At 43.6% G+C, this 17,267-nt stretch carries 11 protein-coding genes; 8 read left to right on the top strand and 3 right to left on the bottom strand.

What is annotated here, in order from left to right:
• Positions 1-125: 125 nt before the first annotated feature.
• On the top strand, positions 126-4,418 hold the full coding sequence (locus J0A68_RS01170; protein WP_206576348.1) for an AsmA family protein: 4,293 nt from the start codon (positions 126-128) through the stop codon (positions 4,416-4,418).
• Positions 4,419-5,702: 1,284 nt separating this feature from the next.
• Here the strand turns inward: J0A68_RS01170 and J0A68_RS01165 are convergent.
• Positions 5,703-6,503: a 3'-5' exonuclease family protein gene (locus J0A68_RS01165; protein WP_206576347.1), complete on the bottom strand. Its 801-nt coding sequence runs from the start codon at positions 6,501-6,503 to the stop codon at positions 5,703-5,705.
• 346 nt (positions 6,504-6,849) lie between these two features.
• Here J0A68_RS01165 and J0A68_RS01160 point away from each other — a divergent pair, with 346 nt between their 5' ends.
• Together J0A68_RS01160 and J0A68_RS01155 are read left to right on the top strand one after the other, a co-directional pair.
• Complete coding sequence (locus J0A68_RS01160) at positions 6,850-6,993, top strand: hypothetical protein (RefSeq protein ID WP_206576346.1); 144 nt, start codon at positions 6,850-6,852, stop codon at positions 6,991-6,993.
• Between the two features lie 784 nt (positions 6,994-7,777).
• Entirely contained in the window at positions 7,778-8,338 is a 561-nt protein-coding gene (locus J0A68_RS01155) for a plasmid pRiA4b ORF-3 family protein (protein ID WP_206576345.1), read from the top strand.
• Positions 8,339-8,865: 527 nt separating this feature from the next.
• Here the strand turns inward: J0A68_RS01155 and J0A68_RS01150 are convergent.
• Positions 8,866-10,164, bottom strand: a complete 1,299-nt coding sequence (locus J0A68_RS01150; RefSeq protein WP_206576344.1) for an erythromycin esterase family protein — start codon at positions 10,162-10,164, stop codon at positions 8,866-8,868.
• Between the two features lie 424 nt (positions 10,165-10,588).
• Here J0A68_RS01150 and J0A68_RS23080 point away from each other — a divergent pair, with 424 nt between their 5' ends.
• Positions 10,589-10,921 (top strand): DNA/RNA helicase domain-containing protein, encoded by a 333-nt coding sequence (locus tag J0A68_RS23080; RefSeq protein WP_206576343.1) that lies wholly within the window; start codon positions 10,589-10,591, stop codon positions 10,919-10,921.
• Here the strand turns inward: J0A68_RS23080 and J0A68_RS01140 are convergent.
• Positions 10,828-12,711, bottom strand: coding sequence for a DUF4209 domain-containing protein (locus J0A68_RS01140; protein ID WP_206576342.1), 1,884 nt, complete (start codon positions 12,709-12,711; stop codon positions 10,828-10,830). The two genes, J0A68_RS23080 and J0A68_RS01140, sit on opposite strands and share 94 nt — an antisense overlap.
• Before the next feature lie 186 nt (positions 12,712-12,897).
• On the opposite strand from J0A68_RS01140, the gene J0A68_RS01135 reads away from it, so the two are divergent.
• The 4 genes from J0A68_RS01135 (at position 12,898) to J0A68_RS01120 (ending at position 17,100) form a co-directional block, all read left to right on the top strand.
• Positions 12,898-14,091, top strand: coding sequence for an ImmA/IrrE family metallo-endopeptidase (locus tag J0A68_RS01135; RefSeq protein ID WP_206576341.1), 1,194 nt, complete (start codon positions 12,898-12,900; stop codon positions 14,089-14,091).
• 8 nt (positions 14,092-14,099) lie between these two features.
• Entirely contained in the window at positions 14,100-14,651 is a 552-nt protein-coding gene (locus tag J0A68_RS01130) for a hypothetical protein (protein WP_206576340.1), read from the top strand.
• A gap of 26 nt (positions 14,652-14,677) precedes the next feature.
• Positions 14,678-15,628: a hypothetical protein gene (locus tag J0A68_RS01125; RefSeq protein ID WP_206576339.1), complete on the top strand. Its 951-nt coding sequence runs from the start codon at positions 14,678-14,680 to the stop codon at positions 15,626-15,628.
• 551 nt (positions 15,629-16,179) lie between these two features.
• Positions 16,180-17,100, top strand: a complete 921-nt coding sequence (locus tag J0A68_RS01120; protein WP_206576338.1) for a restriction endonuclease — start codon at positions 16,180-16,182, stop codon at positions 17,098-17,100.
• The last annotated feature ends 167 nt before the right edge of the window (positions 17,101-17,267 follow it).

Genomic DNA, 17,267 nt, shown 5'->3' with positions numbered 1-17,267 from the left:
TTTCTGTTTTTGGCCATATTTGTGTTATCTTTTGAATACTTAATTCTTATTTCACTTTTATGGAATCTGGGAAAAGGAGAAAGCATTTTGCCCATCCCGCTCGAAGGAAAATTCTCAGGATCGCAATGATCGCCGTCCTTTCCCTACTTTTTCTGGAGTTTGTCCTCTACTTCGGCTCCAATATTTTTCTGAAGAAATACGCCCAGCGGAAGATCAACGAAGCCACGCAGGATGTGTATCTGGTGGATTTCAACCGCTTTAGTTTTTCGCTGATCCGAAGGGGTTTTTTCCTCGATGGGATCGTGATGCAGCCCGTCAATCCGGAAAACCGGAGGGCTGGGCAGGCACTGTTTGAGGTGACCCTGGATCAGATCGCGTTTCGGAGCCTGTGGTTTGATTTTTTCGACCGTGAATTGACGATAGGGAAAATCTACATCGACAATCCGACCGTAAAGCTCGATCTGCCGGAGGGAATGGACGTGCTGGGCAAGGGCGAAAAAGGCGGCGATGACGAAGGCGCTGGGAAAACTTCACCGATCAAAGCCCTGGAAGAGGAGATCAAGAAGACGGTAGCACGGGTAAAGCTGACGGGGCTTTTGATCAAGGAGGTCGAGATCGACCACGCCAACCTTTTCTTTTCCAACTTTCTAAGCCGCTCCGACCTCAAGGCGGACAATACCTCGCTCTTGATCCGCAACATCGACTTTCTTACCCAAGAGGAATGGAAGACCCCTTTCAATGCGGAGGGCTTTGAGTTTGAGCTGGAGAAAGTCACCTATCCTCTCGCCGATGGGGTCCATCTGGTCACTGCGGATCGAGTCTTCATCTCCTCGCTGGACAACGTGATCGACATCGAAATGGTGAACCTCACCCCCGATCGAACGAAGGAAAGCCGGGCCTACTATCAGGTCGGGCTGCGGGAGCTGCGTGTAGGGAATGTGGATCTGAACAAGGCTTTCATGACCTCTGTGGTGGAGATTGACGAGTTGATCCTGCAAAATCCCGATCTCCATGTGCTGAGCAACCCCCAGGCGAAATCGGATAGTGCCGCCTCCGGTGACCTCAATGATTTCATCAAGGGAAGCCTCAAGTCGGTGGCCATCAAGGAGCTGTCCATCAACAGGGGGAAGTTTGTGAGATCGGAGGTGGAGGACACGCTGAGCAACCGGGTGGAGCTCGATGAGCTTGATTTCAAGATGGTTGACTTTTACATAGGAGAGGATTCTTTGAAGAGAGAGGATAGGTTTTTCTATGGGGAAGATGCGTCGATGGAGATCAAGGGAAGTAGGATCTTTCTCGGGGACAAAATCCACCTGGTGCAGGGCGCAGAGGTGAGCGTGTCCTCTTTCAAAGACCAACTCATCGTAAAGAACCTAAGCGTACAGCCTCGGCCCGAGGCCTTGGCTTCGGAAGATCCGGAGCATTTGTTACAGGTTGAGTTGGCCGAGTTTTCCGTTGAGGAAGTGGGGCTCCGCCAGATGTACAACGACGGAATCCTCCGCGCCGACCAGATCAAGCTGCTCCGGCCAAAAGTGGAATACACCGAGCTGACCCGCTCCGCTTCCGATGGGGAAAACCAAGTGCCGATAGGCGAAATCGTAGGTGGGTTTTTGAGCGAGGTGGCTGTGGGAGTTTTTGAAGTTGAGGATGGCACCATCCAATTTGTGGGTTCCGGAGGGGTGAGACGAAACGATATAGGGTTTGAACAGTTTAGCGTGCGCCTAGACAACCTGCTTTTTCAGCCCAACATCTCCCGGCAAGTCCAAGAACAGCTCCAGCTGGATGAGATTTTTCTGCAGTTGGACAAATATCGCCTGAAGCTGAAGGACAACCTGCACATCATCCTGGCCGATCAACTGACGATAGATTCAAAAAACCAATTGCTGGAGGTGCAAAACCTGAGCATACAACCCGAAAATCGCTCCCAGATCCCTGAGGCACTGGAGGCCTACGGCAAGACTTCCGTAGTCGAGTTTTCGGTACCGATGTTTCGTGCCGAAGGGGTGGATATCAAGGGTGTATTTTATGAGGAGCAGCTCATGGTGCATCGCATTTTGATGCCAAGCCCGGTTTTTTCCATTGAGACCCATAAAGAAAAAATGCAGTTGGCCGGGGAGTCTCCCGGATCAAACGACGAGCTGCGGGACGTTTTGCTGGGATACTTCAAGACCATAGCCATAGACACGGTCAGTATGGATCGGGCCCAGGTCAGCTATCAGAGCTTCGTGGAAGGGAAGAGATCCAGTTTTGAGGAAGACGGCCTGGCGCTCAGCCTGAAAAACTTTTCCTTGGATCGGCAGACCCCCCTGGCTAACGACAAAACGCTGTTTTCCGATGAGATCGACCTGATATTCAACAATTATTCCTTCAGCCTGAGCGGAGGCAAATACGAGGTCACGACCGACAAACTCCAGTACAACTCCCTGCGCCAGTCCCTGGAAGTCAAGGATTTGGTTTTGGCTCCTGCCTCTAATTTTAAGGGTCGCATACAGCTCGGACTGAGCTTGCCCAAGGTCAATTTCAGGGGGGTGGACATCGAGCAGTTTCTTTTTGAAAACAAGCTGGACCTAAACAAACTAGAAATAGACGAGGGACAGATCAGAATCGGGATCGACCAAAAGATAGAGACCAAGCCCCTTGCTCGGGGTGCCAGAAAACGAGCCGGGATCGGTAAAAGGTCCGTCGAGGAAATCCTGATAGACACGATCGAGACGAGCAATTCGAGGCTGGCCATCAACTACACGCTGGACGAATCCTCCGTCAACTCCATCGAAACGGACTTTGGGCTGCTCATCCGTGGGTTTAGGCTGGACTCGACGATCACTGCTACCAAAGACGTGGGAAGCCTCTACGATGACGTGAACCTGAGCCTGAAGGAGTTTAGGTTTGCGCTGCCCGACAGTGTCCATACGCTTGGTTTCTCTACCGTGGAGATCGGCACGCTGAAGGAGGAAATCGTGTTTTCGGATTTTTACCTCAGTCCTAGGGATGTATTTGGGAAGTCGGGCTCACCCACTTTGGATGCGAAGATCGACCAGGTCATCCTGAAAAACAATCGCCTGGCAGAGATCCAGGATACTGGCATTTTCGACTTGCGGGAGTTGCGGCTGGTAAACCCAAAACTCAATCTCTACCTCGATACAGCGGACATCGAGCGTCCGGAGCGGGAGCCCAAGACCAAATCATCCGCTTCCCTGGTCCACACGATTTTGCTCGGGGACTTTGCGTTGGAAAATGGGGAAATGGTACTCCACAGAAAAGGCAAGGGGCCCATCCCGAGGCTTGATTTCCAAGGGCTATCCGTCGATGCGAAAGCGCTCAATCTGAACCTTTTGGACGCAGATCAGTCGCTCGATCTGAAGACCTTGGCGGAGAAAAATACCCAGTTTGGCCTGAAAGACTACTCCACCGTCACTGCGGACAGCCTCTACAAGGTGGATGTAGGCAAGCTGGACTATAGACAGGGGGAGCTGGTATTGGAGGACATCTATTACCGTCCCGTCGATGGCAACTATGCCCTGTTGAGGAAATTGCCCTTTCAGGCGGATGCGGTCACCGCCAGGGTAGGGTCGGTTCGCTTGACGGATATCGATCTGGAGAGCTATCTGGAAGGCAAGCGGATCAAGGCCACCGAGCTAGTGGTGGAGGAACCCCAAGTGGATCTTTTCAGGGACAAACGGCGTCCCCTCGACTCCACCGCCCAAAAGCCCATGCCGCAGGCTTTGATGGAAAATGCGGGTATAGATGCCGACTTGGTGACTTTGAGGGTTAGAAATGGAAGGGTGCGCTATTTTGAGTTTGCGCCGAAAGGCGTGATGCCGGGAATGATCTCCTTCAATCGACTGGATCTGGATATGGCACCTTTCTATTTAAGAAGACCGGGCGGCGAATATCCCCTAGACCAGCTGAGGCTGGGGGTGGAGGCCTATATCATGGATACTTCTCGGGTAAACCTAGAGGCTTTGATGTATTTCAAGCCGAACTATCCTATGGACGTGCACGTGAGGATGAACGATTTCGCCTTTGCGGAAGCCAATGACTTTCTGTCCAAGACCCTTTTTGTGAAAGCCCTGGACGGCACCGTCACAGACGGCAGCTGGCAATTTACGCTGGATGATGACGAGGCGAGGGGAGAGATGGAATTTGGCTACACAGACCTGAAAATCCAGTTTTTGGACTCACTGACACTGGAGCGGGGACTGGGCAAGCTGAAGATCTACACCTTCGGAGCCAATCTGTTCGCAAAAAATTCGAACCCCCGTGGGCTCTCTTCGAAGCTCGCCAAGCGGAGGATCTATCTGGAGCGGGACAAGCGGAAGTTTGTGTTCAGTGCTTGGTGGAAGGCGACCTTCAGTGGTCTTCGGGGCACCTTGGGATTTGGGAGAGCAAAAATGCCTAAGAGGAGAGAAGAGGAGTGAGGATTCGAAGAGAAGAATTCGTTGAGGCGGGTAATATCATTTTCCAATTTGATACCACCTAGGAGCTCACTCTTCTTTGGGAAAAGGGTACGAAGCGTCGAGAACTATTTCTGCGAATTCGTTTAGGGTCGCGCTGGTCTGAAGGAGAGCTTACAGCTTGGCTCGGTGGACAGGCTGGTGTAAGCCATCTAACGGAGTCGAATGCACCAACTAGTGACAAAATATTCCGTTCGACTTATTTATAAACAAACAAAATTAAGCTCTTGCCAAGGGACGCGGACGGATTTAGCAAAGAAGCCTTTACAGTTGACTACCCATGTCCATTTGAGCTGCCTCAGGTTTCACAAACCACCCACTTCATAACGCATCTGAGAGCTAAAACCTCAACAAAAAGTAAAACCACTGAATCGGTAGTGTCCCGTTGTGTCTGGCGCGGTGGGAGGATTTGCCAGCGGGCCAGCGTCCGGCCTCGTGCGGTGAGGACCGAGCGTTAAAGATTAACCCGCCGCGGCGGGCTAATCTAGCGAGAGCCTGTCCCGAGCAGCGCAGCGTATCGGGAGAAAAAGAACAAGAAAAATGAAATTAACAAAACTTTTCCAGCCGGAACGTTGAATACTGAATTCGCAAACCAATTCCAATTCCAATTTCTCACCTCATACCCCTTCACCACCCCTTCCAAAAACTCCACAATTTCCCGTCCAGCGGTTTCCGCTTCATCAGTCAACTTAAGTTCCTCAAATTCACGCCACTCATGATCCACGGCTGGATCAAAGGGCCGGACATGTAGCCGCTTAAGCTTTCAGACTTTACGAACTGCCTACTGCCACTGCAAACTTTACACCTCCAAACTTCCTACTTCCAGGCTTCCCAACCTTTCAGCTTTCTCACTTAGCTTTCTGACTTTTCAACTTTCCCCGAAGTAGGGCAGTGGCCGTCTCGACGGACATTCCGGTAGGATTGGCAAAGACCACACTCCCAAACTCCCTGTAATTATGTGCATCCCGGTAGCGGTTTTGATGCGGAGGTTATTCATTACACACCAATTGATCCCGACAACTGTACGGGATGGTTTTGATATTAGGGTAGGACAAGGCGTCAAAAAATCTTTTTGTAAAAGATTTTAGCCTTGGGCCAAGACGCGGGGTGGCCAAACTTCACCCAACCTCAAGAGGAACTTCTGAGGTTAAGAGAAGATACTACGCCTAGAGGAGTAAGCTCGTTTCCAATCGCTGTGAAAAATGTCCCGATCGCTATTCCAGACAGGATTAGTATCGAATGGAATTCCTATTGATAATTACCCGGATTCAAGTGGCGGACATGATTTCGATAGTTTGGATATCCTTTGGAAAGCTCATGGAAAACATTCGCACAGGTCACCGCATCTTCACACACGTTGTCTCCAAGATTCACTTTAAACCCGCATTCCCGGCCTAACTGAGCATATTTTTCATAATTCCCGGATAATTCAAGCAGGCCTAGGACATCAGTATACCAAATGCTGAAACTTTCTATCCCGTAATTTAGAAATAAGGTCTTAAGAATACCCAGTTCTACTACCGAATCATAGATTACCAGTAGATTGTTATTGCAGATATCTGATAGCGTAGAATCCCAAAGTCTTCTAAAGTTTTGAACAGTTACTATTTCATGAGGTCTCACCTCACGGCCTTTTGGCAAAAGCAACGCATCTTCCTCATCGGGGGGAAGAATGTAGTAGTTAGTCCAATGGACGAGCTCTCCATTTTTCACAAAAGCCAATCCCACATTGCAGACGATTTCCGGGGGTGAATTGACAAATTGAAAAGCCATACTGATGAAATCAAACTCCCCGTCAAAGTAATCCGGAAATTTGTGGGGGTTTTCAAAATCCCCCTTTCTTATTTGGCGCTCGATAGCCTTCAAATACTGAGGTTTAAACGTGATACCCTTTTCCCTGTAATAGGATAAATATGATTTGAGGTACGCAGGCCGGGCGCCCTCAATAGTTTTGAAAAACCAATACTCATTTTCCATGCCTGGGGATGTTCCCAAAGGCGAAAAAGTAGGTGCCTTTTCTCTGTCAAATAAACCATCAAACCAAATCATGCCGATACCTTTCTGGTTTCCAAAAATCTAATCCTGTCGTTTAGAAATGATGTATTAAGTTAATAAAAGGTAACGGGAGATTCAACTAGAGAAATGTCAAAAGGAATATCCAGGTTCAAGAATCCAATCATCCGGTTCAATTTCTCAATCGCGCATCATGATCAATAAGGAACCTGAGAATGGCCGATTCCCGAGATTCCATGCCAGACCAAATTTCCACCAACCCCCCAAAAAAAAACTTTCTCTTTCACTTTTCTCCATTTCAAATCGAAAAATACCCTGTACATGGTATTTTTTATGTCTTAGTTTTTGTTTTTCTTTAGAATATCCAATTATTCCATAGGTCATGGCAAAGAAAAATGAACAAACATCCAAAAAGGCTGCTACTGCGGCGTCGAAAGTTTTAAAGGATACAAAATCCACCAAGGACGCTAAAACAGCCGCTGGGTCGGCTTTAGCTCAGACTCCTGATAAAAAGAAGAAGAAATAATCGGCAGAAAGTATTCAAACTCTTTAATTTTCACTAGATATTAACTCTTTCACCCTAAAAATACCCACTACCCGGTATTTTTTCTTTACCAAAATTCCCTTTCTTAGCAAAACGAAGATTTTGATAATCAGCTAAATCGATTGTGGGAAAAGCCCCTTTGGATTACTAGCCTTACGTTTTTGTACTGCTCGGTCGTCCTCTCTTATAAGAGAGGTGAGGTAGAGAAAGGAGCGTTCCCCGGTCCCGAAAAGCATCGGCAGGAAGTAGTTATTGCTGGCAGCATGCGGGATAGGATAAGAGGCCAATTGCAAATTGGTATGGATATAAGGGTGGAATTGCAAATTCCACCCAGTTCCAATTATAATTTGACTACACCCAGACAGGGGTATCGGTAACTCTGAGTCTATCACTACTCAAGCTCCTTATCCTCGAGAGCCTGTCCCGATGAGCGAAGCGTATCGGGAGAGGGGTGAGGTAGGAAAGCCAATTGCAAAAAGGTTTTGATATCAGGGTAGGACATGGCGTTGAGAAATCTTTTTGAAAAAGATTTTAGCCTTGGGCCAGCTTGCAGGGTTGACAAATCCCACCCAGTCGAAACGATAATTTGACTACTCCCAGATGGGATCTAAGAATCTCAAATTCCTATAGTAAGTGGTTTGTAACACAGATTGACCTTATTTTGGGATGCCTTTCCCGAATGGTTATTAGACGATTGATGATTTTATAGGCTATAACAGTAGCTGAAAATGATCAAGTCCAACCCCTGAAAACAAACCCTAACCTCATGAATGTATATCAGTTACATGTTCAATTGGATGAAACAGAACCGATCATTTGGAGAAGGATATTGACCACTTCCAATGTCAGACTGGATGACTTTCATCGCATCCTTCAGACCATCATGGGATGGACTAATTCCCACCTTCACCTTTTTGAGGTTGGCCGGGCCACCTATGCACCCCTTGAATTTGAAGTTGAAGAGGCTCAGGATTCACGGAAAGTGAAACTTGAAGATATCTTGAATCAGGTGGGATCAGCTATTCGGTATGAATATGATTTGGGTGACGGCTGGGTTCGCACCCTAACATTGGAAAAAATAATCCAGTTAGATAGCGATGCCTTCATAACCCAATGCATCGAAGGGGAGCGTAGCAGTCCTCCGGAAGACTGTGGTGGGGTATTTGGATTTCATCGAATGCTTGAAATACTCAAAGATCCTGGTCATGAGGAATATAGGGAATTTAAGGTTTGGCTTGGCCGCAGCTATCATCCCGAGAAGTTTGACTTGAATAAAGTCAATAAACAGCTTCAGAAGAAAGATTATGGCTGTGAGTGGATCATGTGAGTTTGAATACTCAAGCGTATCTGAGTACTCCTTTTCAAAATCTCCAAAAGGGCCAGAGATTGTGCACACGCTGTGTTCACAATTAAAATATTCTTAAGGAGCTTGAGATCAAAGGCGGGGGAGCCTCTATCGGTTATTCGCTTGAGACGAAGAGGGGGGGGAGACGGAGCCAGGCCAGAAAGAAGACTCAGCGGATGTATCGGAATTTCCCTTTTTCCATTCTTTCTAAGAGCTTCTTGTTCATCTCCTCCAATCCAATCTCCTTTCTCATTTTGTCGATCAAAAGACCCAATTCTTAGATTGAAGGAGGATGTACTCATTCAGTTCAGGAATTGGATTATTGGAGTCTTTTGTTTCAAGTTGTCCCTAGAGACCCGACAAATAGTCTGTAATTTCGTTAATAAGCTCTTCGGTGAAATAGATGGATTTCATCCCTATGTCCCTATGGATTTGCTCAATTTCGGAATCGACTTTGTCTGCCAATAGATTCATTTTTAGGTTATTCATGAATGATCGACCTTCCAAGATCAATCAAGAGCAAATTTGTCAATGTTCAGCACATCTGAACAAGGGTACATTTCCTCAATGTAAAATATTCCATCAAACATTTCTGTCCAGTCAAATTTATTTGGAGAATGAGCTATACCATTCATCCAAAATGTGGATTTTTTGCTTGATTGTAACTCGTAATCCTTAAAATTGGTAAAGGCATATTCAGCTCCGGTTTCCTCAACAAAAGCCTCAAAACTGTTCTTAACCGGCTTAACAAGTTCATATTTTGGATTATAAAGCCTTCCCGCTTTTCCTCTATTGGATGTAAATCCTAGAACATAAAGTTCATCCGAAATACGGTCCGCTATCAATGTTCCTGTATTGATGGAGTCATTGTCTCTTCCTATATGGTAGGGCAAATCCCTGTAACCCTTGAACAGGTGTGAACTACTTGCCCAAACAATTATTTTTTTATCTGAAAATACTTCATTCTTTAGCCATAAGAAGTTGTCACTCATCTGGATATCCCTTGCATTGTTGCTTTCCGCTGTGTCCAATGCATTAAGTGTAAATCCCCTCAAACTTCGAAGTGATTGGGCTAAAAATGACTTCGGTTTCAATCTCTTTTCTGCCTTATCGAAAAAATTGTACAGAGAATCGATCTTGGCGGTAGAAAGACTAGCCTCGTATTCGTCCCTGATCAATACTTCGAGAGATTTGGTGATATTTTCTTTCTCCGAGGAATCATCAAATATAGTTGCGCTGTCCAGGATCTCAATCAGTTGGGCAATAGGGAATTTCCCTTCATTCGAATAAAATAGTCTCGAATCCATTCCAGAAACGAAAATTGGACGTTCTGTTAACTGACTTGAATCTACATAGCTGAATAGCTCGCTACATTCCGTGCAATTCGTCCAAATAGGGGAAATGAATTTCTTGTATTCCGGATCAGAGGAAAAACTCAAGTCGTCGTGATTTGCCAATGCCCGATTAAGTCCCAGAAAATTGCTTTCAAACACAAGCACATCGAAACCCATTTTTTCATGCAGGTATTTGATGATTTTCGTTTTTGCCAAAAATGTAGGGGCATCGCCATGGTCTTGCTCACCTAAGAAAACCACCTTGGAATCGCCTATGGCCGCAGCTATTTCTTCATATCCCTCATAGTTTGAACTCTTCGGATCAATATTCTCTATGGGCCTAGTGTTTGTAAGTACGAAATCCTTGAAGTTCTTGTCATAGGGATACAAAAAATCAACTATGAAAAATCTGTAACACAGCCAGGACACTAAACCAATAGCAAAGAAAAGCAGAAGCCAGCTTTTTGTCTTCATATTAAAAGTTTTTGAGTTTATCGTTGGCTAAAACTAAGACAAAAGTCCGTATTTCTTCAATTTTTAAGTGAAAGTGAGAAATCACCCCTTTTCTTTTACCCTATTGTGGATCTTCGTAGTTTAAGGTGTTAGTATGCCAAACCGTTATAAACAGAATGCTGGAGCCTTTGCTAATTGTAGCCTTATTCCTTAGCGCTGGTTTTTTACTCTCGATGATCCAAGATGCGCACATGAAAAAGCCCTTTCTTTCCAGAATGGGCTTTCGGTTGGTCAGTTTTGCTTCGTTTTGCTTTTTTCTGCTTGGATCTTTCGCGTCTCTGAAGGGCCTGTTTGTTGTGGATCATTTTGGCTGAGAGGTTGGCCATGGAACAATCGGGGTGATTCTGATTAATTTGATATCGAATTTCCTGAATTTGATTTCAGAATGAAATGGAATCTGACCGAAGATGGTTCAGCCTGGGTAATCCGGCCTACTTCGGTAAATGAAATAGGATGTATCCATACCTGTCAGGGTTTGGAAGTTGAATATGTAGGGGTAATAATTGGAGACGATTTGGTAGTTAGGGATGGGGAAATTATGGTGGATCCTTCTAAACGGGATAAAAATGACCGAACAATCAGGGGGTATAAATCTCAAATGGATTTTCTTCTTCTACTTAAGAATTATCTTGAGATATTTCCATTTCCCTCCCACTTAAAATTATACTTTGATATTCTGAGTAAAGCACAGATTATTAGTATTCCTGTCATTATATGATAATTCTCATCATCATAAAAACAATGAGCTACGTTGTTTCTAATATCCAAGCTGCCTTCGCCTCCGAATAAGTAATCGAAGAACAGCTGATCATCTTCATCGAAATACTTCTTAAAACCCTCTGATTCTAAAATCTGGTTTAAGGTCATCGCCTCGATTTTCTTGGTTTTTGCGACTGTGGTCTTTAGACCTGATTGGTACAAGAAAAAACGAAGTAGCCCTTCGATCTTGAGTACGAGGCTGTCAATAGCTAAAACGTAACTGGGTTGATACGTAGAGCTTGCCAGGGAGACTCGAATTTGGGAAAAGAGTTCATGGATTCCTGGAGCTAATAAGGAAATCCAACTTTTAATGCGATCCCTGTTTTGCTGATCCTGGATAAAGTACGGATTTCCTATCCATGTTTTAGTAGCCAGATGTTCGATGAGATTTTTTGCCGTCAACTTTCCGGATTCAATCCCCTTAGTGAAAAGCTCATACAAAAAAGGGATTGTCTGAAAATCTAACTCCATTTGATAAAAATTCATTAGCATCACCTTCCCATCCAAGTCGTCACTTCCAGTAATGGCGTTTCCGTTTATGTCAAAAAAGACAGTTTGAACTCCTTTGAAAAAGTCAGGAACAAGATCTTTCGTCCCCTCTTTAAATGCTGATGCTTTAGGAAAGTCGATTCCTAAAATTAATCTGCCATATATTGAATCAGAATTGGACTCCTTAACCAGTTTCTTTGCCAGTTCTTCTCTTGAATCCCTGTAATGAAATAGTTCTTGGTGTTGTTCTCTGGTAATGGTAAGTGGCCTTGATCCAAGTTTTACAGTCGGCCTTATTTCTTCGTATAGTTCCTCGGCTTCCTTCAACAGAGACTGGTCACCGCCCTTTTTTAAATTATTTCGAGCGCCTAACAATTCACTTAAGTTAAGCCAGTCCCTGTTTTTGTGATTTTCTTTCTTAACGTGGTCTAGCTGTAACTCCCCGATCAAGCGAAACCACCTCTTCTGGTCTTTCTTCAGTTTTCGGGCAAATTTGATCGCGTTTGGAGCATAATGGTGGATTATTAGAAATGGGTCCGCCCTGCTTTCGTCTTTCCAGAAATGGTCTTCGTAGGCGTTGTAGCAGAATACTATGCTATCCTGACTGAATAAAGTCGGGTACTTTAAAACTACTGTGGCTAATTGTTCCTTTACGTAAAAAGGAATGTTTTTCTGATCTTCTAAAATCTGTTTTAAGATCTTGTCGATCGCTACATCATTAAGTTTTGCTTCTTTGCAGATGGCCGCTAGATTTTCGAAATCTTGCTGCATTAAGCTTAGTAGGGTTTCATTTCCTCTTACTGTTATTTCATCTAACAACAGCTCGATGGACTCAACATAATGTATTGCCGCTGCTTCCGCAAAACGTCTATTTCGCAACCCTGACGGGCATTGCCATAGAATGTGGTAGAACTTTGCTTTAAGAAGTGGGGTTTTCGAGTTTTCTGCTCTAAATAGTAAATGACCAAACTCCTTTTTACCTCCCTCACAAAGATCCGGATAGCTGCAAGTTTTCTCCGCTTTTCCCGTTTTTCCATGGATTAGAGGGAATAATTTGCCATCAAGGAGATAATGTAGCAGATAGTCTATTTCAAACTGAGCTTTTTCTTTTTCGTCTTCATTCCTGGCAGCATCGCGATACCTAACCCACATATTTGCCAGATCTCTTCTTTTTTCAAGCTTCAATGCATTGGCATCTATAAATTCATAAAATTCTTCGAAGGAGTGGAATTGCTCTAAGTTGATCTCGTCTGCTCTCATAGTCGGGTATTTTAGGCAAGATGAAGATTGACAGCCTGATCAACAATAGTGTTGACACAAACTGACAGGCTTTTACATTGACACATCCCCCGCAAAAGAACATTCGGTAAAAAATAAAGGGTAATTACCCTCATTATATTATTATTATTCAAAAATTGTCTAAATTTAAAGGGTAATTACGCCCCTATGAAAAATCTAGACGTTGAAAGACTCCTTCAGGACATCTTCAAAGATGATTCGGTTTTTGACGTAAAAGAACGATTCGAGGAAAAGATCGCTGAGTACGGAATCAGTAAAACCAGAGCACTGAAACTGCTCAATGTAGACAAGGACGTCTTTGAGGAAATCCTCGATGGCAGCGCCAAGCAGCCCAACCTGATCCATGTCGTGAAAGTCGCTGAATTTTTGGATGTCGACGTGCATGAGTTTATCAGGATGGTCCTCAGAAACCAAAATCCCGAAAACATCGCCTCTATTGACCGAGCCAGGAAGCTTAAATTCCTGATGAAGAACTTCGATGTCAAAGCCCTGACCAAACGGGGATTCTTTGATGGGGGAGATGAGGTCGAAGAACTCGTGGAGAAGGTGTTGGCCTACTTTGGGTATGATTCCATAGCTGAGTATGAATCCCAACTGGTCGAACCGCTCTACAGCAGATCCAAAAGACCCTTTTCCGACAAGATGAAGGATTTTTGGGTTCGCTCCGCCTACCAGACCTTCAGGCTGATCGACAACCCCAATCCTTTTGACCGAAACCGGCTGAAGGATACCATTGTGAAGATCAAGCCCTATTCTCAGGACGTGAACAATGGGCTTTATATCGTCAGCAGAGCGCTATATAATGCAGGAGTGACCGTCATCTTTCAGGACTATCTGGACACCACGCATGTCCGAGGAGCGACATTTAACATCAAGGACAAGCCCTGCATCGTCATCACCGATTACTTGAAGCGGTATCCTACTCTTTGGTTTACCTTATTGCATGAGCTGCACCATGTGCTTTTTGATTATGAGACAGTGGTTTCCAACAACTTCCATCTTTCTGATCACCAGGATTTGTTTTTGATCGAGGAGAAGGCAAACAGTTTTGCCAGGGACTACTTTCTGCCTGTTGATGGATTTCACTACATCAAGAATTACATCAACAATCCCTACATGGTGGAGCGATTTGCCAAGGACAATGAGATTCACCCCTCCTTGGTCTATTCATTTTATTCCTGGTATCAGAAGGAGCTCTACGGTAAGAACTTCTTCGGAGCCTTTAAGGAATCCTATCCCACCTGTAAGAGTGCGGTAAGCAGATTAAATCCCATCTCCTGGAACGAAGAATCAATTAAAGTCGCCAGTGAGAAAATTAAAGCAGTCTTTGAACTCAAATAATCTCCATAATGGCAGAGGAAAATAAAAAAAGCAAAAAAGAACAGGAGCTGAGTCAAGCGGATTTGGAGCGGCTTGAACTACTTCAGCGCGCTCACGAAAAGAAAGGCAAGCAGTTGACCATTTCCGGAGACACCGGAGCACTGGAAGAGATCGACGAATTGAAGCAGTTGGTCGGAAAGCAACTGGACAGCCCCGAAGAGAAGTATAACATCTACTACAAAGGAATTCGAAAGCTGTTGATCGATCATTTACCAAAAGGTGAGAACTCCAAGCAGATGCGGGAGATCATCTATGATGAAAAGAACATCTTCCTCAATCTGGGCAAGCGCAAAAGTGACAATAAGGGAGTACGGGGCTCAGATGGGCGCATGACCTACCAGCCGGTGATGAATGAAATGCTTGATATCGTGATCGCTTGGGTGGGCGGATCCCAAAACCCTTTTCAGCTTTACAAGGAACTTTACCTGCTCAACGAACGGCATAGCTATCCCCATGAAGAATACGATGAATCTGGAAGGGCAGTGGCTAAGGCAATGTTGAAGTTGGCGGAGAATTTCTAAGTTTTTATTTTATAAATACGTTGAAAATGGTAAATAAACTTACAGCCAAGCAAAAGGTAAGACTAAGAGAATTGGAGCCTAGGCTTGATGATGCAATAAATAAATTGGATATTATCAGAGCAAAAGAAATAGTTTTAGAATTGCAGCAACTACTCAGGCCGACTGGTCATCTTGTTCGGCTGTGTCAGTCGAAGAATAAACTATATGAATTAGCAATTAATTTAGGAGAGTATGATTTGGCATTATCTGGCCTCAAATCAAATAAGATAGTACTTAACGATAATACGAGGATTTACCTAGAATCGATATCTCTACTTGCTATTTGTTACATACGGAAGCAGGACATCGAAAATGCAAAGCCTTTTATTAAGGAAGTTTTATTAAATGAGAAAGTGATAAAGTCTCAGAGAAAAAGAGAAGCTTTTCATTCTGAGATAATAAATAGGTTTAATGAAGAGGTAGCTCTTTGTTCGTTGAAGAGTCCTAATAAGGCACAGTTTGACGAAGTTGAAATTGAAAAAGAGGTAATTAAGATAATTCAAAACTTAAATGAGAGTGAAATTTTTGCAGAATTGGGCAATTCTACTCCGAATTCAACTAAAGAGCTTATCTACTTGGTTCATGATTTTTCTTTAAAACAGCTGCCCTATACGGAGCGGAAAGCACTGCCGAGCCCTGATCAGAAAATTGAAAATGAAGAGATGGGTAAGACGATTTTTCATTCCATAAAAAGAGTAATCCACAATTCCTTATGTAATCCAGAGAGTGAAATTTACAAGGTATGGTATAATGGTGGTGCCAGAATGGTACTCAATAAGGGATACATCCGGACGTCAATCTTGACATGCTTGGCAGACATTGGCATTGGGGCTACTTTTCTAGCTGCTTCGATTATTGCTCTTGTTATCAAGTTTGGGATTGAGGTTTACTGTAATTTGTATGAGCCGATAGGTTTAATGGATATACGAGGGAAGTAGAGCGCCATCCTTTTATCTGTTCAAAAACTTCATATTCCCACCCAAAAAACCTCCTTTCCCCCTCATTTTTTCTCTTTTACCCTAAAAATACCCTGTACTGGGTATTTTTTGTCCCTTAGTTTTTTCTTTTCTTGAGAAACCAACTCACTACCACCCAACTCACTACCACCCAATTGCCAACCTCTAATTAATCGAATTATTCCAGCATTTCGGGGATTTCTTGATCTTCCGTTTCTCCCAAATGCTCAGGCCACTGACTAGGGCAATCCGGAATGTACGCGGATATTTTATCCACCACCACTTGATCGCCTTCTCCTAGAGGACGCCCGTCCCGAAGCATTTCGGGAAAGGAAGGGGAGATATGCATGAGTGGTGAAATTAAAAAGCCAAAAAAATGCTAAGGATAGAAGTGCGAGATTGCAAATCCCACCCAATCTTATAGAATATTTGAATACTCATAGAGCGGTGGAAGAATTCTTCCATATAATTAGTAATTGGATTAAAATTTAAAAGAATAAATCATTCTTAAAACCAATTTGAAAAAAAGTGTAATGAAGAAAATTTCAGCTACAGCAGTAAATGCGCTTAAAATAGCTTTAACAACAATCTATTGGTATAAATCGGACCTTAGAAGTTTTTTTGACCATACGATTTCGAATAAGCTGATACTCTCATATTTGGATTGGAATGACTACAAAAGAAATATCTGTTCACGCCTGGTTGACTTACTTGTTAAAAACGAGGAAAAAACACAGAATGATTTGCTTAAACTTGTCTATGAAATATGCAACATGAATGACTTCACTCATCTTAGACAACTTGATGATGGGGAAGAGAAAGAAAAAAATGCTAAGGAAGCCGTCAATGCGCTAAGAAAGGTTTCTCAAGGCCATTTAGTCCAAATCAAAGAACAAGAAGAAATTGAAAACAGAAGAAAGAAAGTTTTTCATGAGCAATTGAAAAAAACAGCAGTAAGGGAAAAGCTTGAAGAAACAAAAATTGACTTTTACGCACTGTTGAGTTCAAGTGACCCCCAAAAGCGAGGCTATCAGCTTGAGAAATTATTAAAAGATCTATTCAATCTCTTTGATTTAGATTCAAAAGCATCGTTCAAGATAGTTGGTGAACAGATAGATGGAATGTTCACGTTTGAAAATAATGATTTTCTTCTTGAAGCAAAATGGCACAAAGACCCCATTGACATAAGTTCCTTAGATTCATTCAGTGGTAAATTAGGCAGGCGACTCGAAAACACTTTGGGGTTATTTATTTCTATTAATGGTTTTTCTCCTGACGCAATTCAAGCGCATTCAGCGGGGAGAAAATTAATGATATTGATGGATGGAAGCGATTTAATGGCAGTGTTAGAAGGGAGAATTGACTTGATTCAATTGCTTGCTAGAAAAAGAAGATACGCGGCTCAGACAGGAAATATATTTTTGGGTATACATGAAATAATGAAAGGTATATAAGCAAAACGTAAGGTGATTTAATAAACTGACGTTATCTAATTCCTCCATTCCACCTCTAGAACTATTGTAATCAATTGTTTTTTAATTTTTGGAAATGGTTGATATAAACTCTTATTCTTCCGAGTTTTCTGGAATTATGAGATATTTATTTCTTAATCTGAAAATAT

Source organism: Algoriphagus oliviformis, from assembly GCF_017254915.1.
Classification (GTDB): domain Bacteria; phylum Bacteroidota; class Bacteroidia; order Cytophagales; family Cyclobacteriaceae; genus Algoriphagus; species Algoriphagus oliviformis.
This window is presented reverse-complemented; position numbering and strand designations above follow the sequence as displayed.

Bases quoted from the DNA above. Each gene is read 5' to 3' on its own strand.
- J0A68_RS01160 (WP_206576346.1), top strand. From the start codon at position 6,850: ATGGCAAAGAAAAATGAACAAACATCCAAAAAGGCTGCTACTGCGGCG.
- J0A68_RS01155 (WP_206576345.1), top strand. From the start codon at position 7,778: ATGAATGTATATCAGTTACATGTTCAATTGGATGAAACAGAACCGATC.
- J0A68_RS01130 (WP_206576340.1), top strand. From the start codon at position 14,100: ATGGCAGAGGAAAATAAAAAAAGCAAAAAAGAACAGGAGCTGAGTCAA.
- J0A68_RS01165 (WP_206576347.1), bottom strand. From the start codon at position 6,503: ATGATTTGGTTTGATGGTTTATTTGACAGAGAAAAGGCACCTACTTTT.
- J0A68_RS01135 (WP_206576341.1), top strand. From the start codon at position 12,898: ATGAAAAATCTAGACGTTGAAAGACTCCTTCAGGACATCTTCAAAGAT.
- J0A68_RS01120 (WP_206576338.1), top strand. From the start codon at position 16,180: ATGAAGAAAATTTCAGCTACAGCAGTAAATGCGCTTAAAATAGCTTTA.
- J0A68_RS01150 (WP_206576344.1), bottom strand. From the start codon at position 10,164: ATGAAGACAAAAAGCTGGCTTCTGCTTTTCTTTGCTATTGGTTTAGTG.
- J0A68_RS01140 (WP_206576342.1), bottom strand. From the start codon at position 12,711: ATGAGAGCAGACGAGATCAACTTAGAGCAATTCCACTCCTTCGAAGAA.
- J0A68_RS01170 (WP_206576348.1), top strand. From the start codon at position 126: ATGATCGCCGTCCTTTCCCTACTTTTTCTGGAGTTTGTCCTCTACTTC.
- J0A68_RS01125 (WP_206576339.1), top strand. From the start codon at position 14,678: ATGGTAAATAAACTTACAGCCAAGCAAAAGGTAAGACTAAGAGAATTG.
- J0A68_RS23080 (WP_206576343.1), top strand. From the start codon at position 10,589: ATGAAATGGAATCTGACCGAAGATGGTTCAGCCTGGGTAATCCGGCCT.